Source organism: Embleya australiensis, from assembly GCF_051903075.1.
Taxonomy (GTDB): Bacteria; Actinomycetota; Actinomycetes; order Streptomycetales; family Streptomycetaceae; genus Embleya.
In genome coordinates, this window is the sequence record NZ_CP182422.1 from 4,025,313 (window position 1) to 4,048,437 (window position 23,125).

The window sequence follows — 23,125 nt, forward strand, 5'->3', positions numbered from 1 at the left end:
CGGCGGCGATCGAGGGCCGGTTTCGGCGGTGTCCGCACCTGCGCGGACACACGTACGCACACAGAGTCAGGGGTAGCACGTGGGCAACGAGCGACTGGTGGTGATCGGCGGTGACGCCGCCGGGATGAGTGCGGCCTCGCAGGCCCGGCGGCGGCGCGGCGAGGACGACCTGGAGATCGTGGTGATCGAGCGGGGCCGGTTCACCTCGTACTCCGCGTGCGGCATCCCCTATCTGGTCTCCGGGGACGTGGACGGCCCCGACGCGCTGATCGCACGTACGCCCGACGAGCACCGCAAGCGCGGGATCGACCTGCGCCTGGGCGTCGAGGCGGAGGGTCTGGACCTGGATCACCGCACGGTGGAGATCCGCGACCTGACCACGGGCAGGGCCGACCGGATCGGCTTCGACCAATTGGTCCTGGCCACCGGCGCGGTGCCGATCCGGCCGCCGCTGCCCGGGATCGACGCACCCGGCGTGCACGGGGTGCAGACCCTGGAGGACGCCCGCGAGCTGATCGAGTGGTTGGCCCCCCAACACCGCCGGGCGGTGGTGGTCGGCGGCGGCTACATCGGCATCGAGATGGCCGAGGCGATGGTCCGCAAGGGCTTGGCGGTCACCGTCGTGGACCGCTCCGCGCAGCCGATGTCCACCCTGGACCCCGACATGGGCGCCCTGGTGCACGAGGCCATGGAGGGCATGGGCATCGATGTGGTGACCGAGACCGAGGTGGTGGGGATCGAGGTGACCGACGGTCGGGCGAGCGCCGTACTGACCGCCGACGGCCGCTTCCCCGCCGACATCGTGGTCCTGGGCCTGGGCGTGCGCCCCGCCACCGAGCTCGCCCGCGCGGCCGGCCTGCCGCTCGGCGCGAGCGGCGGGCTGACCACCGACCTGCGGATGCGGGTCGGCGTCGACGGCGGGGCCGAGGGCATCTGGGCCGGCGGCGACTGCGTCGAAGTGCTCGACCTCGTCTCCGGCCGCCGCCGGCACATCGCGCTCGGCACCCACGCGAACAAACACGGCCGGGTGATCGGCGCCAACATCGGCGGCGACTACGCCACCTTCCCCGGCGTGGTCGGCACCGCCGTCAGCAAGGTGTGCGACCTGGAGATCGGCCGCACCGGCCTGCGCGAGAAGGACGCGGCGGCGGCCGGCTTCGAGTTCGTCACCGCGACCATCGAATCCACGGGCCGGGCCGGCTACTACCCGGGCGCGCGGTCGATGCGGGTCAAGATGATCGCCGAGCGCATCACGGGCCGGCTTCTGGGCGTACAGATCGTCGGCCGCGACGGCGCCGCCAAACGCATCGACACCGCGGCCGTCGCGCTCACCCACCGGATGACGGTCGAGGAGATCACCTCCCTCGACCTCGGCTACGCGCCCCCGTTCTCCCCGGTCTGGGACCCGATCCTGGTCGCCGCCCGCAAGGCGGCGCAGAAGGTCGCCGAGGATCGCTGACCGGCGATCGGCCCCCGCCGGCCGGGGGTCAGCTCGTCGGCGGCTTGTAGCCGGAGAGATCAAGGGACGCGACCACCCGGTCGGCGATGTCGGAGTCGGCCGGGAGCCCGGTGGTGTGGATGTAGACGCCCTGGTCGACCAGCCACCACAGCCGGATGTCGTAGGACCCCGAGTTGGCGCATGTCACGGTCCAGGAGCGGTACTTCGCGGGGTGGCCGGCGACCGTCACGGTCGACTTGGTGGTCAGCCGCATGGTCAACTCCCCGTACGCCGGAGGCGCGGCGGGGATGCCGTTGCGCATGCACAACGGCTGGGTCAGTCCGCCGTCGTCCTTGTCGACGGCCCCCTCGTAGGGCCAGCTCCCCGAGACGTCCGGGACGGGTTTGACGTTGACCCAGGCGCCGTGACCCAGGCAGTCACCGGTGTACGCGGGATCGGCGAGCACACACTCATGCCGGGCGTCCTCCCGCACGATCCGCCACGACGGCGGGGTCCGGAACTTCACCGCCGAGACGTCGTCGGACTTGGGCTTGGTGGACGAACCGGGGGCGGTGCTCGCCGGCTTCGAGGACGGCGGCCGGGTCGTCGGGCGGTTGTCCGGTCGGGTGTCCTCCGACTCCGCCGTGCTCGACTCCGGCGTCCCGTTCGCCTCGAGAACGTCGGTCGCGGCGACGTTCGTCGGCGGCGCCGACGTCATGGCGGGGGAGGGGGTCGTGAACTCGGTGGGCGGCGGCGTGGGCACCCGGGACTGGAGCGGCGTGCTCCGGTTCGTGGTGGGAGCCCCCACCAGGGACACCCCGCCGAAGGCCGCCGCGGCCAGGAGCACCGCGGACAGCGGAAGCCCGATGGTCTTCCACCGGGAGTGTGCGGCCCCGTCGGCGTGCGGCGGGGCCGGCGGTCGCAGCTGATGCGCGGTGACGGTGTCCGCCCGGGCCGCCATCGCCGCGCGCAGCAGGTCCTCCACCGATTCGTCGCGCGCATTGTGTTCGGTCACGACTGTTCGTCCTTCATGAGTTTTTCGAGGGCGTCGATGGCACGACTCGCCGTGGACTTCACCGCTCCACGGGAGAGTCCGAGCGTTTCGGCAATCTGCGCCTCCGTCATGTCCGACCAGTAGCGCAGCACGAGCACCTCGCGTTGTCGCGGGGCCAGGCGCTGCACCGCGCCGAGCACCCGCAGGTGTTCCTCGGAGAGCACCACGGCGTCCTCGGGCGAGGCGGCGGCCGGCTCGTGCGGGGGAACGTAGGCACGGGCCGTGCGGCGCCGGCGCAGCACCGAGCGGGAGAGGTTGACCACCGACGTGCGCAGGTAGGCCATCGCGTTGTCGACGTCGTCCAGGTCCTCGCCGAAGCGGCGGTACAACGCGGTGAAGGCGTCCTGGACCACGTCCTCGGCGGTGCCGAGGTCGTCCACGAGCAGGATGGAGAGCCGGACCATGCCCAGTCGTTGGGCGTGGTAGAGCTCGGTCAGGGTCGGGCGGGCAGGTGGTTCCTCCCGACCACCCCGCAGGATGCGAAGCCGCGGTCGACGCGGTGCGGCGTCGGCCGCCGCGTCGTCGGGCGCGGAGTCCGGCGATCGCTCGTCGCCCCCGTATGCCGGCATGCTCAGCAGCGCCACAACCCCGCCGCCCCCTTCACTGTCATCGGACCGTCCCCACCCCTTGTGCACAGCCCGTGTCATGGAGACGTCTCGACTCGCCACGGGTTGCGCCTGCCCTTCGAAGTCCTTGTGTCGCCAGGTCAGTTCGTGGCGCCTTGCCCGGCCGCGAGGCGCGGGTCGGCGGGCGCGAATCCGGCGAACGCCTTCGCAAACGTGCTCATAGCGGACATGTGCATGACATGGGTGTCCCCTGGGGAAGGTGGTGGGAAGAAAACGAAGACGAACCGGAGTCCCGGGCGCCGTGAAAGCCGGCGCCGTCGGGTCCCGTGCGTTGTGATCCGCCGCTCTCCGCTTGCTGCTCTCAATACCCAAGACGCGTGTCCGATGGGATGGTTGCGCCCCGAGTGAAAGTTCGTGCGGAAGACTTTTCCGAGTCCGGTGTGGCCTCTGTGGCACCGCTTCGATGATCCGTCGGATCCTCGGTCCGCTCCGCCGAACGTGGCGGACTGGATGCGGTGTCGATCAAGTCGGTCTGCCAGGATGGGCGGCAAGCGGGGATACGGCCATCCGTGTCCGAAACCCTCATATCACCGCCGGCTCGAGCAACAAGGAGCACACGCATGCCCATCGCAACTCCCGAGGTCTACGCCGAGATGCTGGACCGGGCCAAGGCCGGTCGATTCGCCTACCCGGCGATCAACGTGACCTCGTCCCAGACCCTGAACGCGGCGCTGCGCGGGTTCGCCGAGGCGGAGAGCGACGGCATCGTCCAGGTGTCCACGGGCGGCGCGGAGTTCCTGTCGGGCACCACCGTCAAGGACATGGTGGTGGGCTCGGTCGCGTTCGCCGAGTACGCGAAGGTGATCGCCGAGAAGTACTCGGTGAACATCGCGCTGCACACCGACCACTGCCCCAAGGACAAGCTCGACGGGTTCATGCGCCCGCTGATCGACATCTCCGCGGAGCGTGTGGCCAAGGGGCAGGACCCGCTGTTCCAGTCGCACATGTGGGACGGCTCGGCCGTACCGCTGGCGGAGAACCTGGAGATCGCCCGTGAGCTGATCGCCAAGTGCGCCGCCGCGCGGATCGTCATGGAGCTGGAGATCGGCGTCGTCGGCGGCGAGGAGGACGGCGTCGCCAACGAGATCAACGACAAGCTCTACACCACCGCGGCCGACGCGCTGGAGACCGTCGAGGCGATCGGCCTGGGCGAGCAGGGCCGCTACATGCTGGCCGCGACCTTCGGCAACGTGCACGGCGTGTACAAGCCGGGCAACGTCAAGCTGCGGCCGAGCATCCTCAAGGACCTCCAGGACGCGGTCGGCGCGAAGTACGGCCGGGAGAAGCCGTTCGACCTGGTCTTCCACGGCGGCTCCGGCTCGCTGCTCGAGGAGATCCGCGAGGCGCTGGACTACGGCGTGGTCAAGATGAACGTCGACACCGACACCCAGTACGCCTTCACCCGCCCGATCGTCGACCACGTGCTGCGCAACTACGACGGCGTGCTCAAGGTGGACGGCGAGGTCGGCAACAAGAAGCTGTACGACCCGCGTTCGTACGGCAAGGCGGCCGAGACCGGGATGGCCGAGCGGGTCGTCGAGGCCTGCCGCGACCTGCGCTCGGCGGGCACCCGGATGAAGTAGTCCGCACCCGCGATCGGCATCGATCCGCGCCGAGGCCCGCGACCACGAGGTCGCGGGCCTCGGCGCGTGATGGGCGATCATGGGGTCCATGACCATCGACCAGAACCTTTTCGGCGGACCCGATCCCACCTACCTGCCCGAGGAGCCCGAGCCGCTGGCGCTGCTCGTGGACGGCGTGCCGGCGGCCGAGGTGGCCGCGAAGTTCCCGACCTTCTCGCTCGCGTGGGCCGACCTGGCCGACGAGGCCTTCGCCCGGGGCAGCGTGATCGAGTCCTACGCCTACGCGCGGGTGGGCTACCACCGCGGACTGGACGCACTGCGGCGGGCGGGGTGGCGCGGGCACGGGCCGGTGCCGTGGGAGCACGAGCCGAACCGGGGGTTCCTGCGCTCCCTGCATGCGCTTGCGCGGGCTGCGGGTGCGATCGGTGAGGAGGAGGAGTACTCGCGCTGCACCATCTTCCTGCGGGACAGCAGTGCGGCGGGGGCCGACGCCCTGGAGGGCTGAGCCCCCGGCCTGCGGCCGAGGCGGCCTCGAGCGCCGGCCGGGCTGAGTGGCCTCAAGCGCCGGCCGGGCTGGTTGTTCTGCCCCGGCCGGCGTTTTGGCTTCGGGTTTGTTTTGGCTGCCGGTTACGCCGGGACGAACAGGCGCCAGCCTGTGGGGCGGACCGTCCAGGTGCGTAGGTGGACCGGGCCGGTGGGCATTCCGTCGGCGGCGTAGGTGAAGTCGCGGCCGCGGACCGTGATTTCGTGTGCGCGCAGTTGTACCGGTGCGTCGAGGACCGGGTTGGGGCCGAAGCGGGACGTGCCCGGGTGGCCGGTGATCATCACGGTCGCGGTACCCGCGCCGTTCGAGCCGTTTGCCCCGTGTGTCCCGTTTCGGCTGTTGTACCCGTTCACTGTGACTTCCGTCATCCTCGGGCCGGGCGTGCTCGACCCGTCGCAGCCCAGGTGCACGGACAGCACGGGGCGATCCGTGTCGACCACGACCCGGCCGTCCGCCTCGATCCGCAGCCGGTGGCCCGAGGGTCCGACGGCGGCGCCGACGGTGCTCGACACGGTCCGCGCGGCCTGGTCCCACAACCCGCGCCAGCCCCGTCCGGGCATGCCCGCGGCCGGCCCGCCGCGGCCGGCCCGCACGCCGTGTCCGATCCGGACCGAGCGCAGCGCGAGGCCGCCCAGGTCATCCGACAACAGGTCGAAGGAACGTTCGTTCTCGCCCAGCGCCACGCGTGCCGCCTTGGCGGGCTCGGCGGGCAGGCCGAGCGCCTCGGCGAGCCCGTGGCCGCTTCCGGTGTCGATCGGGACGATGCCCAGCGGGGTCTCGCCGAGCTCGCCCGCACGATCCAGTAACCGCGCGACGGCGTGTACTCCGGCATCCCCGCCGATCACCACGACACGCCGACGCCCCCGCCGCGCGAGGGCGCGCTGCAGGTCGGCGGGGTCGGTGGGAATGACGATCTTGCTGGGGGCGCAGGCCCGCAGAACATCGAGCGCGACCCGGACGGATTCGCCGTCCGCCGAGCGAGCCGCAGGGTCCGTGATCACGAGCAGCGAGCGCTCGGCCGACACCGGTCGTCCTTCCTCAGGTAACCTCTCCCCGCAAGAGCCCCTTGCCGCGCATCGCGTCAAGGGGCTTGGACCGTCCGGGGCTCCCGTTGTCAAACATGCCCCGCCTGGAAGGGGTGTACGCCTCATGCCCGCACTCGTACTCGTCGGCGCCCAATGGGGAGACGAGGGCAAGGGGAAGGCTACCGACCTGCTCGGCGGATCCGTCGACTACGTGGTTCGGTACCAGGGCGGCAACAATGCCGGCCATACCGTTGTCATCGGCGATCAGAAGTACGCCCTCCACCTGCTGCCCTCCGGCATCCTCACGCCCGAGTGCACGCCCGTCATCGGCAACGGTGTCGTGGTCGACCCGGGGGTGCTGCTGCACGAGATCAGCACCCTGGTCGAACGTGGCATCGACACCTCCAAGTTGCTCATCTCGGGCAACGCGCACCTGATCACGCCGTACCACCGCACTTTGGACAAGGTGACGGAACGGTTCCTCGGCAAGCGCAAGATCGGCACCACCGGACGCGGCATCGGCCCGTCCTACGCCGACAAGATCAACCGGGTCGGGATCCGCGTCCAGGACCTGTTCGACGCGGGCATCCTGACCCAAAAGGTCGAGAGCGCGCTGTCGGACAAGAACCAGATGCTGGTCAAGATGTACAACCGCCGGGAGCTGAAGGTCGAGGAGATCGTCGAGGAATACCTCGGCTACGCCGACCAGCTGCGGCCCTACGTCGCCGACACCACGCTGGTCCTGAACCAGGCCCTGGACCAGGGCAAGGTCGTCCTGTTGGAGGGCGGTCAGGGCACGCTGTTGGACGTGGACCACGGCACCTATCCGTTCGTCACCTCGTCCAACCCCACGGCGGGCGGCGCGTGCGCCGGATCCGGCATCGGCCCGACCAAGATCACCGGTGTGATCGGCATCCTCAAGGCGTACACCACGCGCGTGGGTGCCGGCCCCTTCCCGACCGAACTCTTCGACGAGGACGGCGAGGCGCTGCGCCGGATCGGCCACGAGCGCGGCGTGACCACCGGGCGCGACCGGCGCTGCGGCTGGTTCGACGCGGTCATCGCGCGGTATGCCACGCGGGTCAACGGCCTCACCGACTTCTTCCTGACCAAGCTGGACGTGCTCACGGGTTGGGAGCGGATCCCGGTCTGCGTCGCGTACGACATCGACGGCGTGCGGCACGACGAACTGCCCATGTCGCAGACCGACTTCCACCACGCGAAGCCGATCTACGAGATGTTGCCGGGTTGGACCGAGGACATCACCGGTGCGCGCACCTTCGCGGATCTGCCGGGGAACGCGCAGGCGTACGTCCGGGCCCTGGAGGAGATGTCCGGCGCCCCGATCTCGGCGATCGGCGTCGGCCCCGGCCGCACGCAGACCATCGAGATCAACAGCCTGCTGCGCGGCAAGTAGCGCACGGGTTCGAGACCACGCGGGGTCCTGCCGACACACTGTCGGCAGGACCCCGTGATCGTTGACAATCTGTCGCTTCGGACGGCGTTTGCCCGGCCTTAGGGTGGCCGCATGAGCACTCTGGACCCGGCGGCCGGGAAGGCCGTCTACGACGCCGACCGCGCCCACGTCTTCCACTCCTGGTCCGCACAGGGGCTCATCAGCCCGCTGGCGGTCGCGGGCGCCGAGGGTTCCTACTTCTGGGACTACGACGGCAACCGATACCTGGACTTCGCGTCCCAGCTGGTCAACACCAACATCGGACACCAGCACCCCAAGGTCGTCGCGGCGATCAAGGCGCAGGCCGACAAGCTGTGCATGGTCCAGCCGGCCTTCGCCAACGACGCCCGCAGCGAGGCCGCGCGGCTGATCACCGAGCTGGCGCCCGGCGACCTGAACCGGGTCTTCTTCACCAACGGCGGCGCCGAGGCGAACGAGAACGCGATCCGGATGGCGCGGCTGCACACCGGCCGGCACAAGGTGCTCTCCACCTACCGCTCGTACCACGGCGCCACCGCCAACGCGATCGCGCTGACCGGCGACCCGCGCCGCTGGCCGAACGAGACCGGCGTGTCCGGCATCGTGCACTTCTGGGGTCCGTACGCCTACCGCTCCGCGTTCCACGCCGACGGCGAGGCGCAGGAGTGCGAGCGCGCGCTGGCGCACCTGGAGAACACCATCGTGTTCGAGGGCGCCCAGACGATCGCCGCGATCGTGCTGGAGACCGTGGTCGGCACCGCCGGCATCCTGGTGCCGCCGGCCGGCTACCTCGCGGGTGTGCGGGCGCTGTGCGACAAGTACGGGATCATCTTCATCGCCGACGAGGTGATGGCCGGGTTCGGCCGCACCGGCGCGTGGTTCGCGGTGGACAACTGGGACATCACCCCCGACCTGATCACCTTCGCCAAGGGCGTCAACTCCGGCTACGTCCCGCTCGGCGGCGTGATCATCTCGGACCGGATCTTCGAGACCTTCCGCGAGCGCCCCTACCCGGGCGGCCTGACCTACTCCGGTCACCCGCTGGCCTGCGCCGCCGCCGTCGCGACGATCACCGCGATGCGCGACGAGAAGATCGTCGAGAACGCCAAGCGGCTCGGGGAGAGCGTGATCGGCCCCGAACTGCGCGCGATGGCGACACGGCACGCCAGCGTCGGCGAGGTGCGCGGCCTCGGCGTGTTCTGGGCGATCGAGCTGGTCAAGAACAAGGAGACCCGCGAGCCGCTGGTCGCCTACAACGCCGCGGGCCCCGCCGCGCAGCCGATGAACGAGTTCACCGCGGCGTGCAAGGCGCGCGGCCTGTGGCCGTTCGTCAACATGAACCGCACCCACGTGGTGCCGCCGTGCACGAGCACCGAGGCCGAGGTCAAGGAGGGCCTGGCCATCCTGGACGAGGCGCTGACCGTCGCCGACGCGTTCTGCGGGTAGCCCTTCGCACCGCATGTAGCCCTTCGTGAACCAGGCCGTACCCGCGCCGACTTCGGCGCGGGTACGGCTTTTTCGCGTTTCCGCCCCCGGTGTTCGCCGCCCGATCACCCCTTCGGGCGCCGACTCCCGGCGTCCCGGGCGAAATCGGATGGGCACGTTGCTCCCCAAATCGGATATCGGTTCATATGATCGACGCGATCGACTTGATCGGACGGGTGCCCGTCGGCGCGACGGTGCCGACGGCCGGCGAGAAGAGACCGCGTGCAGTCGGCACAGGGCAGTGTTTTAGACGGCGGCCTGCTTCTCGGCCCGGCCGATCCCGGCGGTGCTCAGGCCCCGTTGCGGCGGATCAGCCTGCGCCAGGAGATCGCCGAGGTGTTGAGCGACGACCTGGTGACGGGTCGGTTGCCGGCCGGTACCTCGCTCACCGTCAATGAGACCGCGCAACGTTTCGGGGTGTCGGCGACCCCCGTGCGCGAGGCGCTGATCCAGCTCGCCGCGCAGGGCCTGCTGCTCGGCGGCCACCATCGCGGCTTCCAGGTCTGCCGGTTCACCTGGACCGACTTCGCCGAGATCGTCGAGTCGCGCCGACTGCTCGGCGTGCCGCTGATCGGCCGGATCGCCCGGACGGCGCCGGACGAGGCGATGCCGACGCTGCGCGCGCTCGGCGACCGACTCGACGGCGCGCACTGGAACGGCGACGTGTCCGAGGTCGCGCTGCTCGACCGGCGGTTCTTCGGCGAACTGGGCCGCTGGAGCGGCAATCGCCGACTCGCCGACGTGCTCGCGGTCTTTCGGGTCCAGGCCTGGATGTACATCGTCCCCTACCTGCGCGACGCCCCGCCGACCGCGTCGGGCTGGGGCCGCTATCGCGAACTCGCCGACAAGGTCGCCGCGCGCGACGCGGAGGGATCGATGGCGCTGATGCGCGACTACACCTCGGCCGGTCGCCGGCTCGCCCGCGAACTCGCGGACGCGCACTGACGCTTGCCCATGGATGCGGGCCGGCGCGGTGGCGGTACGGTGGCGCCGGTAACCGCCGCGTGGGATCGACAGGACCGGGAGCTGCACCGTGGATTGCGACGTCTGGCTCGTTCCGCTGGTGGACGCGCTGTGTCACAACCCGGAGAATCCGTTCCGCGACGAACTGGCCGCCTACGACGCCGCACTGGTGGGCCACGGCCTGCCCTCCGTGCCGGTGCGCACCTGGCAGCCGGGCACCGCCGAGGTGCGGCTCGCGGGCGCGTTCGACCACGAATCGCTGCACTACCTGCGCCGCGCCTACCTGCTGCACCGCACGGGGTTCCCGGTCACCCCGGTGGAGCGGCTGGGCGAGGACTACGACCGCCTCCTGGAGACCTTCGAGGCGGCCGCCCAGTTCTCCCACCTGGTGTGGCACTACGACCACGCCGGCGCCTACCTGCCGATCGACTTTCCGCAACCGCTGATGGACGACCCGCTGCCCGAGGAAGGCGGGCCGCTCGGCTCCAGCCTGGGCATGCTGCGCGAGCTGGAGGACCTGGCCCCGTACATCGGCGTGGACCTGCTCGACCCGCCCAGGCCGACGCCGACCTACGACGGCGCCCCGTTCGCCCGCGAACGTTTCGTCTGGGCGACCCTGTACGCCGCCGCCCAGGAGAGCGTGACCCTGGGCGCGATGGTCGTCTTCGCCTGAGCGCGGGGGCAACCGCCGCCGGGCGTGCCACTAGGCTGCCCGTGTGAAGGTCCTCGTGATTGGCAGCGGTGCCCGTGAGCACGCCCTGTGCCGCTCGCTCTCCCTCGACTCCGCGGTGTCCGCCGTCTACTGCGCGCCCGGCAACGCCGGCATCGCGCAGGTGGCCGAACTGCGCCAGGTCGACGCCCTCAACGCCGGGGACGTCGCCGACCTCGCCCAGCGCCTCGGCGTCGACCTCGTCGTCGTCGGCCCCGAGGCCCCGCTGGTCGCCGGGGTCGCGGACGCCGTGCGCGCGCGGGGCATCGACTGCTTCGGCCCCTCCGGCACCGCCGCGCGCCTGGAAGGCTCCAAGGCGTTCGCCAAGGAGGTGATGGCCGCCGCCGGCGTGCCCACCGCCCGCAGCTACGTGTGCACCACCGCCGAGGAGGCCGACCGCGCCCTCGACGCGTTCGGACCGCCCTACGTGGTCAAGGACGACGGCCTCGCCGCCGGCAAGGGCGTCGTGGTCACCGACGACCTCGACGTCGCCCGCGCGCACGCCGCGTCCTGCGACCGGGTGGTGATCGAGGAGTTCCTGGACGGCCCCGAGGTCTCGCTGTTCGTGCTCTGCGACGGCGACGACGTGGTGGCCCTCCAGCCCGCCCAGGACTTCAAGCGGGTCGGCGACGACGACGCGGGCCCCAACACCGGGGGCATGGGCGCCTACACCCCGCTCCCGTGGGCCCCCGAGGGACTGACCGAGGACCTGGTGCGCACCGTCGCCCAGCCCACCGTGGACGAGATGCGCCGCCGCGGCACCCCGTTCTCCGGCGTGTTGTTCATCGGCCTCGCGCTCACCTCGCGCGGCCCGCGCGTGATCGAGTACAACTGCCGCTTCGGCGACCCCGAGACCCAGGTCGTGCTGGCGAGCCTGGCCACCCCGCTGGCCGGCGTGCTGCACGCCGCCGCGACCGGGCGACTGGGCGAACTGGAGCCGCTGCGCTGGCACGAGGGCGCGGCCGTGACCGTGGTGGTGGCGGCCGAGAACTACCCGGCGACCCCGCGCACGGGCGACCCGATCAAGGGCCTGGCCGAGGTGGCCAAGCTCCCGCACACCTACGTCCTGCACGGCGGCACCCGCCGCGGCGAGGCCGGCGAGGTGTTGTCCTCCGGCGGCCGAGTGCTCTCCGTCACCGGCACCGGGGCGACCCTGGAGCAGGCCCGGGAGCGTGCGTACGAGGGGGTGGCCCTGATCGGCCTGCCCGGCTCGCACCACCGCACCGACATCGCCGCCAAGGCGAGCCGGGGCGAGATCTCGGTCGCCGGCTACCGGCCCCGGGGCTGAATTCGGCCGTTCGGCCCCCTTACCGGTCGGCTCAAACCCACACAGCCGTCCGGCCCCGGATCTCACTCGCAGGGATGGTGTTCGGCCCGAAGCGGCTGAACACCGGAACTCGTCGCATTATCGTGCGAGCACCGCGGGTCGTGACCGACGACCCGGACGAGTGATCCCCGGATCCAGGATCGGATGGGGGCGATGCGTGTGGGCGAGTCGGCCGAACCACTGGCGCTGGCCGAGGCACGCGCGCGGGCGCGTGCGGTGCTGTGGGTGCGCAACGGTGCCGTCCTGGCCGCGCTGACGGCCGCCGGCCTGCTGGTGTACTGGGCCTCGCGCACCTTCGGCGAGAGTGCCCCGGGCACGCTGCTCGCCGCCCTGGCGGTGGCCATCGTGGCCCTGCTCGGGTGGGTCGCGCTCGACCTGGCGCTGGTGCGCCGCACCGGTGTCCCGGCGGTCGTGCTGGCCCCGGACGACGCGCCGGAACTGCACACGATGGTGCGCGAGCTGGCCGAGCGCCTGAACGTGCCGGTGCCCGACGGCATCCGCCTGTGCCCGGAATGCGACAGCTGGCTGGAACCCGACGCCCGCCGACCCCGACGCACCGTCCTGGTGGTCGGCGCGCCGTTCCTGTGGTGGCTGCGGGTGGGCGAACTGCGCGCCCTGCTCGCCCCAGTCGTGGCGGGCACCGAGGCGTCCGCCGAACCGGTGGTCGCCGGCGCCCGCCGCTGGGTCCGCCGCCTCGACGCGGTCGCCGACGTACGCCGCCCACTCGGCCCGGCCCCGCTGCGCCCGGCCCGCCGGCTCTCCCGCTCCTTCGCCCGCCAACTACTCGGCCTGTGCCAGGGCCACGCCGAACTGATGGAGCGCGAGATCGCGGTCGGCGCGGCGGCCCTGGCCATCCCGCTGGAGCCCGAACTGCGCGCCACCGCGCACGAACAGGTCGGCCTGGCCTACGCCGGCTGGGACCGCCTGCTGACCCGGCTCGCCGCCCCCGCCTGGGCCATCGGCCGCCGCCCGGACGCGCTGATGGCGGGCGTGGTCTCGGCGCTGACCGAGTTGTCCCGGCGGGACAAGCTCGCCGACGCGTTCGGCGCCCGTCTGGCCGAGCGGGCCGCCGGCGACCTGCTCGCCGACCCGGTCGCCATGGACGGCGAGATCTCCCGGCTCGCGGCGGGCATCTTCGCCGACGGACCCACCCCCGAACCGGTCTCCTGGGCGGACTACCCCGACGCGGTCATCGAGCCGGTGTGGCGGGCCCGCGCGGCGGCGTTCGCGGCCCCCGTCGACGACGCCCTGGCGGTGCTGCGCCGGGATCCGGACGAGGACCACCGCAAGGCCGCCGACCACCTGTTCGCGGTGGTGGCGTGCGCGGCCCTGGACACCGGCCGGATGCACCCCGCGGTGGACTGGCTGGACGGCCCGGTCCTGGTCGACGGCTCCGGCCGCGCGGTCGACCTGGCGACGCTGATCACCCGTGCCGTCGACGAACGCAACGACGCCCCGCTGCGCGCCTGGCTGGCCCGGATCGGCATCGCCACCCGCGAGCCGGTCCACCCCGACGGTTCGGCGGCCTGACGCCCTCGGGTCCGTGGTGGGGCCCGTGAAAGACTCACCCTGCCCCACCACACCCCAAGAAAGCGCTGGTTCCGTGAGCGGATTCGTCACCAAACCCGAGCCGGTCGAGGTCCCCGGTCTGACCCACATCCACACCGGCAAGGTGCGCGAGCTGTACACCGACGCCGACGACAACCTCGTGATGGTGGCGAGCGACCGGATCTCCGCCTACGACTGGGTCCTGGAGCCCGGGATCCCGGACAAGGGCCGGATCCTCACGAGCCTGTCGCTGTGGTGGTTCGACCTGCTCGCGGACCTGTACCCGAACCACGTGCTGTCCACCGACGTGCCCGCCGGCGCCCCCGCCGACTGGGCCGGCCGCACCCTGGTGTGCCGTCGGCTGGACATGGTGCCGGTCGAGTGTGTGGCGCGCGGCTACCTGGCCGGGTCCGGCACCGTGGAGTACCGCGCCTCGGGCTCGGTGTGCGGCGTCGCGCTGCCCGAGGGCCTGACCGAGGGCTCCGAACTGCCCGAGCCGATCTTCACCCCGGCCACCAAGGCCGAGGTCGGCGAGCACGACGAGAACGTCTCCTTCGCGTACGTCGCCGAGCGGCACGGCGCGGAACTGGCCGACGCGCTGCGCCGGGCCACGCTCTCCGTCTACGGCCGGGCCCGGGGCATCGCGCGCGAGCGCGGCCTCGTCCTGGCCGACACCAAGTTCGAGTTCGGCCTCGACCCGGCGGGCGGCCTGGTGCTCGCCGACGAGGTGCTGACCCCCGACTCGTCCCGCTACTGGCCCGCCGACCGCTGGGCGCCGGGGCACGCCCAGCCGTCCTTCGACAAGCAGTACGTGCGCGACTGGCTCACCTCGCCCGAGTCGGGCTGGGACCGCGTGGCCGACACCCCGCCGCCGGACATGCCCGAGGAGGTCGTCGCGCGCACGCACGAGAAGTACGTCGAGGTGTACGAGCGACTGACCGGCAACCGCTGGGCCTGATCGGTCGAGCCCGCCGGAAGCCGGTTCCCGGCCGTCCCGACACCCGTCGGGCCGGCCGGGGCGGTATTCGGCCCACGCGCACCCGGCCGACCCCACGCACACGACAGAAAGGCCGGATCACATAAGTGATCCGGCCTTCTCGTGGAGCGGACGACGAGATTCGAACTCGCGACCCTCACCTTGGCAAGGTGATGCTCTACCAACTGAGCCACGTCCGCACGACTCGGGGCGCTGCCCCGCGTTGTGTCCCCAACCCTACCCGATCCGCGGAGGTGGTTGCCACCGGGTTCGAGGGGTCGAGCAGAGCAGGCGACAGGAATTGAACACTGCGTCTCCCCCTTGGAAAGGGGGCGCTCTACCACTGAGCTACGCCTGCGTGTGTTCCCCGGTTTCCCGGGTGCAAGAGAACTCTATAGGACCCCCGAGGGTGCCCAGTACGCTCCGGAGTCGGATCATCACGGATGTCCGGGTTTGCCAGGGAAAGTTCTTTCGGAACGACGCCGGCCCCCGCTCCGCCGCAGGCGGGGACGGGGGCCGAGAGGTGGCCGGATCGGACACGTGTGGTGTCGGTCGCCGGTGCGGAGGCGCGCTCAGTTCGCGGTGTTGGCGGCCTCGAATTCCGCGTATACCCGGGCCGGGATGCGCCCGCGGGCGGGTACGTCCATACCGCGCGCGCGAGCCCAGGCCCGTACCGCCGCGGGGTCGGAGGCGACGGTCGTCTGGCGGAAGGGCTTTCCGGTGCGCGCGGTACGTCGCGCGACCGCGAGATAAGGAGCCAGCGCATCCCGCATCTGCTGAACGTGCTCTTCCGAAAGGTCGATTTCATACGACTTGCCGTCGAGGCCGAAACGGATGGTTTCCGTGGCCTCGCTTCCGTCGATGTCGTCGTGCAGGCTGACGACTACACGCTGGGCCATGGCGGTGTCCTCTCGGGTGATAGCACCGAGGCGAAAAACAAAACTACATTGCCGAGTCTAAGCGCTAAACGCGAACCGTTGCGGTGTGGTCCGCTGTTCTCCGGTTCGGTAAGCGCTAATTTACCGGTCGGCGATTCGTTTTCACGATACGCGAGATATTCCTCTCGCCGCGCGAGGGCGGGCGTGTCCCGAGTGTCGGCCGGTTTGATCCACAGCCTGTGGACAACGCGACGCCGAGTCGACCGCCGGATGAGCCCAGCCGGGCCGCAGTGCCCGTTTGGAGGCGATTTATTGACATCCGGACCCGGCCGACCTCCCTGTGGACAACCTCAAAGCTGTGGATAACTCGGCGCCGGGGCGGGTCGCCCGGAGGCGGCCGGTACCCTGATACCGCCGATCCATCGGGTGCCGGCGTCGACCGACCCGATCCAGCAGCAGGGTCCGACCCCCCGTATCCCGCGATACGGACGACCGGCCCGAACCATCACAGTGGGAGTGCCTGTGGCACGCGTCGTCGTCGACGTCATGCTCAAGCCGGAAATCCTCGATCCCCAGGGGCAGGCCGTGCAGCGCGCGCTGCCGCGGCTGGGATTCGACGGAATCACCGACGTCCGCCAGGGCAAGCGTTTCGAGCTGGAGCTGGAGGGGCCGGTCGACGAGGCCGCCCTCGCCCGCATCCGCGAAGCCGCCGAGTCCTTCCTCGCCAACACCGTGATCGAGGACTTCACCGTCCGCGTCGAGGCGGAGGGGGAGAAGTGACGATCCGCGTCGGCGTCGTCACCTTCCCCGGTTCGCTCGACGACCACGACGCCCGGCGCGCGGTGCGCATCGCCGGCGCCGAGCCGGTCGCCCTGTGGCACAAGGACAAGAACCTCCAGCAGGTCGACGCGGTCGTCCTGCCCGGCGGATTCTCGTACGGCGACTACCTGCGTTGCGGAGCCATCTCGCGCTTCTCGCCGGTCATGGAATCGGTGATCGAGCAGGCGCAGGCCGGCCTTCCGGTATTGGGCATCTGCAACGGTTTCCAAATTCTTTGCGAATCGCACCTGCTGCCGGGCGCGCTCACCCGCAACGACCACCTCCACTTCATCTGTCGGGACCAAAAGCTGCGGATCGAGAACACGTCCACCACATGGACGTCGGACTTCGAGCCCGGACAGGAGATCACCGTTCCGCTCAAGAACGGTGAAGGCGGTTTCGTCGCCGACGAGCGCACCCTGGACATGCTGGAGGCCGAGGGTCGGGTGGTTGCCCGCTACCTGGACCTCAACCCGAACGGATCGCGTCGCGACATCGCCGGCATCAGCAACGCGGCCGGGAACGTGGTCGGTCTGATGCCGCACCCCGAGCACGCGGTGGAGCCGCTGACCGGTCCCACGACCGAGGGCCTCCCCTTCTTCACCTCGATCCTGAAGCGCCTGGTGAACGCCTGATGAGCCTGGACACCGTCAAGAACGCGCTCGAACACCCCGACGTCGAGCAGCCCTTCGCCGAACTCGGCCTCAAGCCGGACGAGTACACCCGCATCCGGGAGATCCTGGGCCGCCGGCCGACCTCCTCCGAGCTGGCCATGTACTCGGTGATGTGGTCCGAGCACTGCTCGTACAAGTCGAGCAAGGTGCACCTGCGCCAGTTCGGCGACAAGATGCCCGAGAACGACGCGATGCTCGTGGGCATCGGGGAGAACGCCGGCGTCGTCGACGTCGGCCAGGGCTACGCGGTGACCTTCAAGGTCGAGTCGCACAACCACCCGTCCTACGTGGAGCCCTACCAGGGCGCCGCGACCGGGATCGGCGGCATCGTGCGCGACATCCTGGCGATGGGCGCCCGCCCGGTCGCGGTGATGGACCCGCTGCGCTTCGGTGCGGCCGAACACCCCGACACCCGGCGCGTGCTGCCCGGCGTGGTCGCGGGCATCGGCGGCTACGGCAACTGCCTGGGCCTGCCCAACATCGGCGGCGAGATCGTCTTCGACCCCTGCTACCAGGGAAACCCGCTGGTCAACGCGCTGTGCGTGGGCGTGATGAAGCACGAGGACATCCACCTCGCGCAGGCGTCCGGCGCGGGCAACCTGGTCATCCTCTACGGCGCCCGCACCGGCGGCGACGGGATCGGCGGGGTCTCGGTCCTGGCCTCGGAGACGTTCGACGCGGACGGCCCGGCCAAGCGGCCGGCCGTCCAGGTCGGCGACCCGTTCCAGGAGAAGCTGCTGATCGAGTGCACCCTGGAGCTGTTCCGCGAGCACCTGGTCGCGGGCATTCAGGACCTCGGCGGCGCGGGCCTGTCCTGCGCCACCTCGGAGCTGGCCTCGGCCGGGTCCGGCGGCATGCGGGTCGAGTTGGACACCGTCCCGCTGCGCGACCACACGCTCTCGCCCGAAGAGATCCTGATGAGCGAGTCGCAGGAGCGCATGTGCGCGGTCGTGGAGCCGGCCCACGTGGCCCGCTTCATGGAGATCTGCGACAAGTGGGACGTCATCGCCACCGTCGTCGGCGAGGTCACCGAGGGCGACCGGCTGGAGATCTTCTGGCACGGCGAGCAGATCGTCGACGTGCCGCCGCGCACCGTGGCGCACGAGGGGCCGGTCTACGAGCGGCCGTACGCGCGCCCGCAGTGGCAGGACACCCTCCAGGCCGACGCGGCCGAGCGGCTGCCCCGCCCGGGTACGGACGAGGAACTGAAGGCGACCCTGCTCGACCTGGTCGCCTCGCCGAACCTGGCGGACAAGTCGTGGGTCACCGACCAGTACGACCGCTACGTGCTCGGCAACACCGTGCTGGCCCAGCCGGAGGACTCCGGCATGGTCCGCATCGACGAGGAGACCGGCCTGGGCGTGGCGCTCGCCACCGACGGCAACGGCCGCTTCTGCAAGCTCGACCCGTACACCGGCGCCCAGCTCGCGCTGGCCGAGGCGTATCGCAACGTGGCCACCACCGGCGCCAAGCCGCTGGCCGTCACCGACTGCCTGAACTTCGGCTCGCCCGAGGACCCGGCGGTGATGTGGCAGTTCGCCGAGACCACGCGCGGCCTGGCCGACGCGTGCCGGATCCTGGGCACGCCGGTGACCGGCGGCAACGTGTCGTTCTACAACCAGACCGGCGAGACGGCGATCCACCCGACCCCGGTGGTCGGCGTGCTCGGCGTGATCGACGACGTCGAACGGCGCACGCCGGTCGGCTTCGCCGAGGAGGGGCAGATCATCCTGCTCCTGGGCGACACGCACGAGGAACTGTCCGGCTCGGCGTGGGCGCAGGTGGCCCACGACCACCTCGGCGGCCTGCCGCCGAAGGTGGACCTGGAGCGCGAGCGGCTGCTCGCCGAGATCCTGATCGCGGGCTCGCGCGACGGCATGATCGACGCCGCGCACGACCTCGCCGACGGCGGTCTGGCCCAGGCCCTGGTCGAGGCGTGCCTGACCGGCGGCCACGGCGCGCGGGTGGTGCTGGCGGAGGACCTCGACCCGACCGTCGCGCTGTTCAGCGAGTCGGCGGGCCGGGCGATCGTCGCGGTGCCCAGGAGCGAGGAGATGCGCTTCACCGACATGTGCAAGGTGCGCGGCCTGCCGTGCGCCCGGATCGGTGTGGTCGACGGCGACACGCTCGACTTCCAGGGCCACTTCACGGTGGCGCTGGACGAACTGCGCACCGCCCACGAGCGGACCCTGAAGGCCCTGTTCGGCTGAGGCGACCTTCCGATGCCCGTGAGGGGTGCTCCGCGCACCCCTCACGGGCATCGCCGTCTCCCGGCGCCGCCGTCCCTACCTCCCCAGCCGATACGGCCGGAACGTGCCGTGCCCGGGCCAGTAGGGGTAGGGGATCGTGTCGAAGTGTGCGCCCTTGCGCGCGCTCTCCTCGTACGCGTGGTATCTGGTGTGCGCCGCGTCCGCCCAGCCCGCGAAGATCAGCGTGTGGCCGGCCGCGCCCGGAGCGGTGTTGAGCAGGATGTCGCCCGGTCGCAGGTCGTCCCGGCCGATCGGGTGCGACACCTCCGGCAGGGTCACCGTGGTCAGCCCCGGCGGCGGCAGCCCCCAGGCCATCGAGACCAGCCCCGAGCAGTCCGTGCGGTAACCGTCGTGCAAGCCGCTCATGCTGTAGCCCAGCCCCAGGTCGGCCCACCGCTTCGCCCGGGCCACGATCTCCTCCCCGCCCGGCCCCGGCGCCGCGACCCGCACGACGCCCGCCCCGCGACCGATCGGCCGGACCGCGAACGGCCCGTCGTACACCTCCGGCGGCGCGAACGACGGCTCGCCCGCCCGGACCCACCCGTCGGCCGGCCCGAGTCCCGCGCGCGGCCCGCCCGCCGGCGCCAGGTCGAGCAGCCGGGTGGCCGCGCCGTGGTCCGCCTCCGCATAGGACCGGGCGTTGTCGACCAGCCGATCGGCCAGGTCCACCCCGCCCCGCTCGGCCCGATCCAGCGTCTCCACCGCCTCCCGAAGCCGGGTCCGCAGCACCTCGAAGGTCTCCGGCGCCAACGGGCGGCTCGCCGCGACATCGACCGCCGCCACCCGCTCGCGCAGCCCCCACACCTCCCGCGCCACCGCACGCAACCGACCCGCCAGCGTGACCAGAGCGCCCGGCGCGGCGGCGAACCCGGCGATCACCGCGCCGCCCACCGCTCGTCCAACCACGCCGCACTGCCCGACGCCGGAAAACGCTCCGCCGCGTCCGACCCCGCCACGTCCGATCCCGCCACCGACCCCGCCCTTTCCCGCGCCGCCCGCTCGTTCGCCGCGATCCGGCCCAGCGCGGCCCGTATCGCCGCCGCGTGCGCCCGCAGCGCCTCGACCACGGCCAGCACCGCCGGCTCCGTCGCCGCACACTCCCGCCGCCAGACCTGCGCCCGAGCCGCGAACGCCTCCGCCGCCCCGCCGCGCCAGTCGACCGCCGTCGAGACGGGCCGCACCCGCTCCGCCGCCCCGGCCAACTCGGCCGCGATCGCCTCGACCCGGCCGGGATCCCCGTAATCGCTCATGCCCCCAGCGTCACGGCACGCCGGCCGCGGCGGGCGAGCCCGCGCCGCATCCGTGCAGAAACGAATCGCCTACTCCGGACCGAAAACCCGCCGACCCGAGCCGAAAACCCTCCACCCCACCCGCCGCACCGCCCTCTAACCTGCACCCATGACGAAGCACCCCGCCGCCCCCCGCCCCCGCAAGGTCGATCCGGCCAAGGTGCGCACCGCGCTGATCGCCGAGTGGCGCGCGATGGCCGAGGTCACGGCGCGGCTGACCCCGGAGCAACTCGCCGCCCCCTCCGGGCTGACCGGCTGGTCCACCGCCAACCTGGTCGGCCACCTGGCCGCGAGCGTCGAGGCGGTCCCGCGCTGGCTCGCCGAACCCGTCCCGACCGGCCCGCCGATCACCGTCGAGCAGTGGGCCAACGGCACCGCCGCGCACGCCTCGGTGATCTCCGCCATCGCCGACGACATGGCCGAGGCCGGCCGCACCCCCGCCGACTGCGTCGACGCCGCGATCGCCGCCCTGGACGGCGTCCCGGACACCCGCACGACGATCACCCGGATCGGCCCGATGCGCCTGCCCGACATGCTCGTCACCCGCCTCGTCGAGGGCGTGGTGCACAGCGATGACCTGGAGCGGGCCACCGGCGAGCCCTTCCCGCACGACCGCCACGCGCTCGGCACGGTGGTCCGCGCGCTGGCCGGCGCGCTCGCCGCCCGCGCTCCCGGACACGCGGTCGAGGTCCGCGTCCCGCCGTTCGCCGTAGTGCAGTGCGTCACAGGACCCCGGCACACTCGGGGCGTTCCGCCCAACGTGGTCGAGACCGACCCAAGGACCTGGATCCGCCTCGCCACCGGCCGTCTGACCTGGGCGGACGCCGTCGACGACGGCCGAGTCCTGGCCAGTGGCGAACGCAGCGACTTGTCCGGATACCTGCCACTGATGGGGTGATCCGCGACCGATCCGGCCCTGTCGTAGACTCGATCACGTGCCACGTGGCGATGGACGACTCAACCACGATCTCTTCCCCGGCGAGAAGGGCCCGCAGGACGCCTGCGGCGTCTTCGGCGTCTGGGCCCCCGGCGAAGAGGTCGCAAAACTCACCTATTTCGGTCTCTACGCTTTGCAGCACCGCGGGACGGAATCCGCCGGCATAGCTGTGAGCAACGGATCCCAGATCCTGGTCTTCAAGGACATGGGCCTGGTCTCCCAGGTCTTCGACGAAACCACTCTGGGCTCGCTCCGCGGGCACATGGCCGTAGGCCATGCCCGCTACTCGACCACCGGATCGTCCGTCTGGGAGAACGCCCAGCCGACGTTCCGGGCCACCGCGACCGGCAGCATCGCGCTCGGCCACAACGGAAACCTCACCAACACGGGTGAGCTGTCCCGTCTGGTCGCCGAGCAGGGCCCCGATCGCGGCGAACTCAACTACCCCTACCAGGGCCGGATCGAGGCCAGCAGCGACACCGACCTGCTCGCCTCGCTCCTGGCCGGCAGTCCCGACCTGTCCCTGGAACAGACCGCGATGCAGGTGTTGCCCGAGGTCAAGGGCGCCTTCTCGCTGGTCTTCATGGACGAGACCACGCTCTACGCCGCGCGCGACCCCCAGGGCATCCGGCCCCTCGTGCTCGGCCGCCTGGAGCGCGGTTGGGTGGTGGCGAGCGAGACCGCCGCCCTCGACATCGTCGGCGCCTCGTTCATCCGCGAGATCGAACCGGGCGAGCTGATCGCGGTCGACGAGCACGGCCTGCGCACCCGGCGCTTCGCCGAGGCCAAGCCCAAGGGCTGCGTCTTCGAATACGTCTACCTGGCCCGCCCCGACACCACCATCGCGGGCCGCGGCGTCTACGCGTCCCGGGTCGAGATGGGTCGCCGGCTGGCCCAGGAGTACCCGGTCGACGCCGACCTGGTCATGCCGACCCCGGAATCGGGCACCCCCGCCGCGATCGGCTACGCCGAACAGTCCGGCATCCCGTACGGAAACGGCCTGGTCAAGAACTCCTACGTGGGCCGGACGTTCATCCAGCCCAGCCAGACCATCCGCCAACTCGGCATCCGGCTCAAGCTCAACCCGCTGCGCGAGGTCATCCAGGGCAAGCGCCTGGTCGTGGTCGACGACTCGATCGTGCGCGGCAACACCCAGCGCGCGCTGGTGCGCATGTTGCGCGAGGCCGGCGCGGCCGAGGTGCACGTGCGGATCTCCTCGCCGCCGGTGAAGTGGCCGTGCTTCTTCGGCATCGACTTCGCCACCCGGGCCGAACTGATCGCCAACGGCCTCTCGGTGGACGAGATCGCCAAGTCGCTCGGCGCCGACTCGCTCGCCTACATCTCGCTCGACGCGATGGTCGAGGCGACCACCATTCCCAAGGACCGCCTGTGCCGGGCCTGCTTCGACGGGGAATACCCGATCGAGCTGCCCGACCCCGAGCGGTTGGGCAAGCACCTGCTCGAAGGCATCGAGCAGTCCGTCCGCACCGACGTGGACGGCGTGCAGGCCCTCCTCGGCGGCGGCGGCGCGGAGGACGCGCTCCGTCGTCCCTGATCCGCCGAGTC

Annotated in this window: 21 protein-coding genes and 2 tRNA genes; 15 read left to right on the forward strand and 8 right to left on the reverse strand. The window is 71.5% G+C overall.

The genetic code is table 11. From position 1 onward, the window contains the following. Nucleotides 1-79: 79 nt before the first annotated feature. Nucleotides 80-1,459: an FAD-dependent oxidoreductase gene (locus tag ACMXN5_RS17345; RefSeq protein WP_439676036.1), complete on the forward strand. Its 1,380-nt coding sequence runs from the start codon at nt 80-82 to the stop codon at nt 1,457-1,459. Nucleotides 1,460-1,487: 28 nt separating this feature from the next. Here ACMXN5_RS17345 and ACMXN5_RS17350 read toward each other — a convergent pair whose 3' ends face one another. Both ACMXN5_RS17350 and ACMXN5_RS17355 read right to left on the reverse strand, forming a co-directional pair. After that, nucleotides 1,488-2,453 carry a hypothetical protein gene (locus ACMXN5_RS17350; RefSeq protein ID WP_439676037.1) on the reverse strand — a complete coding sequence of 322 codons (966 nt, stop codon included), beginning with the start codon at nt 2,451-2,453 and terminating at the stop codon, nt 1,488-1,490. Then, nucleotides 2,450-3,061 (reverse strand): SigE family RNA polymerase sigma factor, encoded by a 612-nt coding sequence (locus ACMXN5_RS17355; RefSeq protein ID WP_439676038.1) that lies wholly within the window; start codon nt 3,059-3,061, stop codon nt 2,450-2,452. Before ACMXN5_RS17355 ends, ACMXN5_RS17350 begins: the two co-directional genes overlap by 4 nt. Nucleotides 3,062-3,678: 617 nt before the next feature. Between ACMXN5_RS17355 and fbaA the strand changes: the two genes are divergently transcribed. Both fbaA and ACMXN5_RS17365 read left to right on the forward strand, forming a co-directional pair. After that, nucleotides 3,679-4,701: a class II fructose-bisphosphate aldolase gene (gene fbaA / locus ACMXN5_RS17360; RefSeq protein WP_126636586.1), complete on the forward strand. Its 1,023-nt coding sequence runs from the start codon at nt 3,679-3,681 to the stop codon at nt 4,699-4,701. An 88-nt stretch (nt 4,702-4,789) separates the two neighbouring features. Beyond that, complete coding sequence (locus tag ACMXN5_RS17365; RefSeq protein ID WP_395798949.1) at nt 4,790-5,206, forward strand: DUF3151 domain-containing protein; 417 nt, start codon at nt 4,790-4,792, stop codon at nt 5,204-5,206. A gap of 122 nt (nt 5,207-5,328) precedes the next feature. Here ACMXN5_RS17365 and ACMXN5_RS17370 read toward each other — a convergent pair whose 3' ends face one another. Beyond that, complete coding sequence (locus ACMXN5_RS17370) at nt 5,329-6,270, reverse strand: diacylglycerol kinase family protein (RefSeq protein ID WP_439676039.1); 942 nt, start codon at nt 6,268-6,270, stop codon at nt 5,329-5,331. 124 nt (nt 6,271-6,394) lie between these two features. Between ACMXN5_RS17370 and ACMXN5_RS17375 the strand changes: the two genes are divergently transcribed. From ACMXN5_RS17375 to ACMXN5_RS17405, 7 genes are all read left to right on the forward strand, one after another. Next, nucleotides 6,395-7,687, forward strand: a complete 1,293-nt coding sequence (locus ACMXN5_RS17375) for an adenylosuccinate synthase (RefSeq protein WP_380003449.1) — start codon at nt 6,395-6,397, stop codon at nt 7,685-7,687. A gap of 111 nt (nt 7,688-7,798) precedes the next feature. Continuing rightward, entirely contained in the window at nt 7,799-9,151 is a 1,353-nt protein-coding gene (locus ACMXN5_RS17380; RefSeq protein ID WP_439676040.1) for an aspartate aminotransferase family protein, read from the forward strand. A 261-nt stretch (nt 9,152-9,412) separates the two neighbouring features. Continuing rightward, nucleotides 9,413-10,135: a GntR family transcriptional regulator gene (locus ACMXN5_RS17385; RefSeq protein WP_439676041.1), complete on the forward strand. Its 723-nt coding sequence runs from the start codon at nt 9,413-9,415 to the stop codon at nt 10,133-10,135. A gap of 88 nt (nt 10,136-10,223) precedes the next feature. Next, the gene (locus ACMXN5_RS17390; protein ID WP_439676042.1) at nt 10,224-10,826 is read left to right on the forward strand and encodes a hypothetical protein; all 603 of its coding nucleotides are present in this window, start codon (nt 10,224-10,226) and stop codon (nt 10,824-10,826) included. Nucleotides 10,827-10,869: 43 nt separating this feature from the next. Further along, nucleotides 10,870-12,150 (forward strand): phosphoribosylamine--glycine ligase, encoded by a 1,281-nt coding sequence (gene purD / locus ACMXN5_RS17395; protein ID WP_439676043.1) that lies wholly within the window; start codon nt 10,870-10,872, stop codon nt 12,148-12,150. Nucleotides 12,151-12,333: 183 nt separating this feature from the next. Then, on the forward strand, nt 12,334-13,719 hold the full coding sequence (locus ACMXN5_RS17400; protein ID WP_439676044.1) for a hypothetical protein: 1,386 nt from the start codon (nt 12,334-12,336) through the stop codon (nt 13,717-13,719). Nucleotides 13,720-13,792: 73 nt separating this feature from the next. Then, nucleotides 13,793-14,695: a phosphoribosylaminoimidazolesuccinocarboxamide synthase gene (locus ACMXN5_RS17405; RefSeq protein ID WP_439676045.1), complete on the forward strand. Its 903-nt coding sequence runs from the start codon at nt 13,793-13,795 to the stop codon at nt 14,693-14,695. 142 nt (nt 14,696-14,837) lie between these two features. Here the strand turns inward: ACMXN5_RS17405 and ACMXN5_RS17410 are convergent. The 3 genes from ACMXN5_RS17410 to ACMXN5_RS17420 form a co-directional block, all read right to left on the reverse strand. Further along, nucleotides 14,838-14,913 (reverse strand) — tRNA-Gly (locus tag ACMXN5_RS17410). A gap of 86 nt (nt 14,914-14,999) precedes the next feature. After that, nucleotides 15,000-15,071: transfer RNA gene (locus ACMXN5_RS17415), tRNA-Gly, on the reverse strand. 214 nt (nt 15,072-15,285) lie between these two features. Next, the gene (locus ACMXN5_RS17420; protein ID WP_020555629.1) at nt 15,286-15,612 is read right to left on the reverse strand and encodes a histone-like nucleoid-structuring protein Lsr2; all 327 of its coding nucleotides are present in this window, start codon (nt 15,610-15,612) and stop codon (nt 15,286-15,288) included. Nucleotides 15,613-16,107: 495 nt separating this feature from the next. Between ACMXN5_RS17420 and purS the strand changes: the two genes are divergently transcribed. The 3 genes from purS to purL are packed head-to-tail and all read left to right on the forward strand — an operon-like array spanning nt 16,108 to nt 19,294. Then, nucleotides 16,108-16,371, forward strand: a complete 264-nt coding sequence (gene purS, locus ACMXN5_RS17425) for a phosphoribosylformylglycinamidine synthase subunit PurS (RefSeq protein WP_078976147.1) — start codon at nt 16,108-16,110, stop codon at nt 16,369-16,371. Further along, nucleotides 16,368-17,045 carry a phosphoribosylformylglycinamidine synthase subunit PurQ gene (purQ, locus tag ACMXN5_RS17430; RefSeq protein ID WP_439676046.1) on the forward strand — a complete coding sequence of 226 codons (678 nt, stop codon included), beginning with the start codon at nt 16,368-16,370 and terminating at the stop codon, nt 17,043-17,045. The genes purS and purQ overlap by 4 nt, the downstream gene beginning before the upstream one ends. Further along, nucleotides 17,045-19,294: a phosphoribosylformylglycinamidine synthase subunit PurL gene (gene purL / locus ACMXN5_RS17435; protein ID WP_439676047.1), complete on the forward strand. Its 2,250-nt coding sequence runs from the start codon at nt 17,045-17,047 to the stop codon at nt 19,292-19,294. Before purQ ends, purL begins: the two co-directional genes overlap by 1 nt. A gap of 75 nt (nt 19,295-19,369) precedes the next feature. Here the strand turns inward: purL and ACMXN5_RS17440 are convergent, their stop codons facing one another. Together ACMXN5_RS17440 and ACMXN5_RS17445 are read right to left on the reverse strand one after the other, a co-directional pair. Then, the gene (locus ACMXN5_RS17440; RefSeq protein WP_439676048.1) at nt 19,370-20,239 is read right to left on the reverse strand and encodes a hypothetical protein; all 870 of its coding nucleotides are present in this window, start codon (nt 20,237-20,239) and stop codon (nt 19,370-19,372) included. Further along, nucleotides 20,209-20,583: a hypothetical protein gene (locus ACMXN5_RS17445; RefSeq protein WP_439676049.1), complete on the reverse strand. Its 375-nt coding sequence runs from the start codon at nt 20,581-20,583 to the stop codon at nt 20,209-20,211. Before ACMXN5_RS17445 ends, ACMXN5_RS17440 begins: the two co-directional genes overlap by 31 nt. Nucleotides 20,584-20,731: 148 nt before the next feature. Between ACMXN5_RS17445 and ACMXN5_RS17450 the strand changes: the two genes are divergently transcribed. Both ACMXN5_RS17450 and purF read left to right on the forward strand, forming a co-directional pair. Continuing rightward, entirely contained in the window at nt 20,732-21,520 is a 789-nt protein-coding gene (locus tag ACMXN5_RS17450) for a sterol carrier family protein (protein WP_439676050.1), read from the forward strand. Between the two features lie 37 nt (nt 21,521-21,557). Continuing rightward, nucleotides 21,558-23,114: an amidophosphoribosyltransferase gene (gene purF, locus ACMXN5_RS17455; RefSeq protein WP_439676051.1), complete on the forward strand. Its 1,557-nt coding sequence runs from the start codon at nt 21,558-21,560 to the stop codon at nt 23,112-23,114. Nucleotides 23,115-23,125 lie beyond the last annotated feature (11 nt).

Excerpts from the sequence above, each read along its gene's own strand:
- ACMXN5_RS17400 (WP_439676044.1), top strand. The coding sequence starts at position 12,334 with ATGGGGGCGATGCGTGTGGGCGAGTCGGCCGAACCACTGGCGCTGGCC.
- ACMXN5_RS17380 (WP_439676040.1), top strand. The coding sequence starts at position 7,799 with ATGAGCACTCTGGACCCGGCGGCCGGGAAGGCCGTCTACGACGCCGAC.
- purL (WP_439676047.1), top strand. The coding sequence starts at position 17,045 with ATGAGCCTGGACACCGTCAAGAACGCGCTCGAACACCCCGACGTCGAG.
- fbaA (WP_126636586.1), top strand. The coding sequence starts at position 3,679 with ATGCCCATCGCAACTCCCGAGGTCTACGCCGAGATGCTGGACCGGGCC.
- ACMXN5_RS17445 (WP_439676049.1), bottom strand. The coding sequence starts at position 20,583 with ATGAGCGATTACGGGGATCCCGGCCGGGTCGAGGCGATCGCGGCCGAG.
- ACMXN5_RS17420 (WP_020555629.1), bottom strand. The coding sequence starts at position 15,612 with ATGGCCCAGCGTGTAGTCGTCAGCCTGCACGACGACATCGACGGAAGC.
- ACMXN5_RS17365 (WP_395798949.1), top strand. The coding sequence starts at position 4,790 with ATGACCATCGACCAGAACCTTTTCGGCGGACCCGATCCCACCTACCTG.
- ACMXN5_RS17375 (WP_380003449.1), top strand. The coding sequence starts at position 6,395 with ATGCCCGCACTCGTACTCGTCGGCGCCCAATGGGGAGACGAGGGCAAG.
- ACMXN5_RS17355 (WP_439676038.1), bottom strand. The coding sequence starts at position 3,061 with ATGCCGGCATACGGGGGCGACGAGCGATCGCCGGACTCCGCGCCCGAC.
- ACMXN5_RS17450 (WP_439676050.1), top strand. The coding sequence starts at position 20,732 with ATGACGAAGCACCCCGCCGCCCCCCGCCCCCGCAAGGTCGATCCGGCC.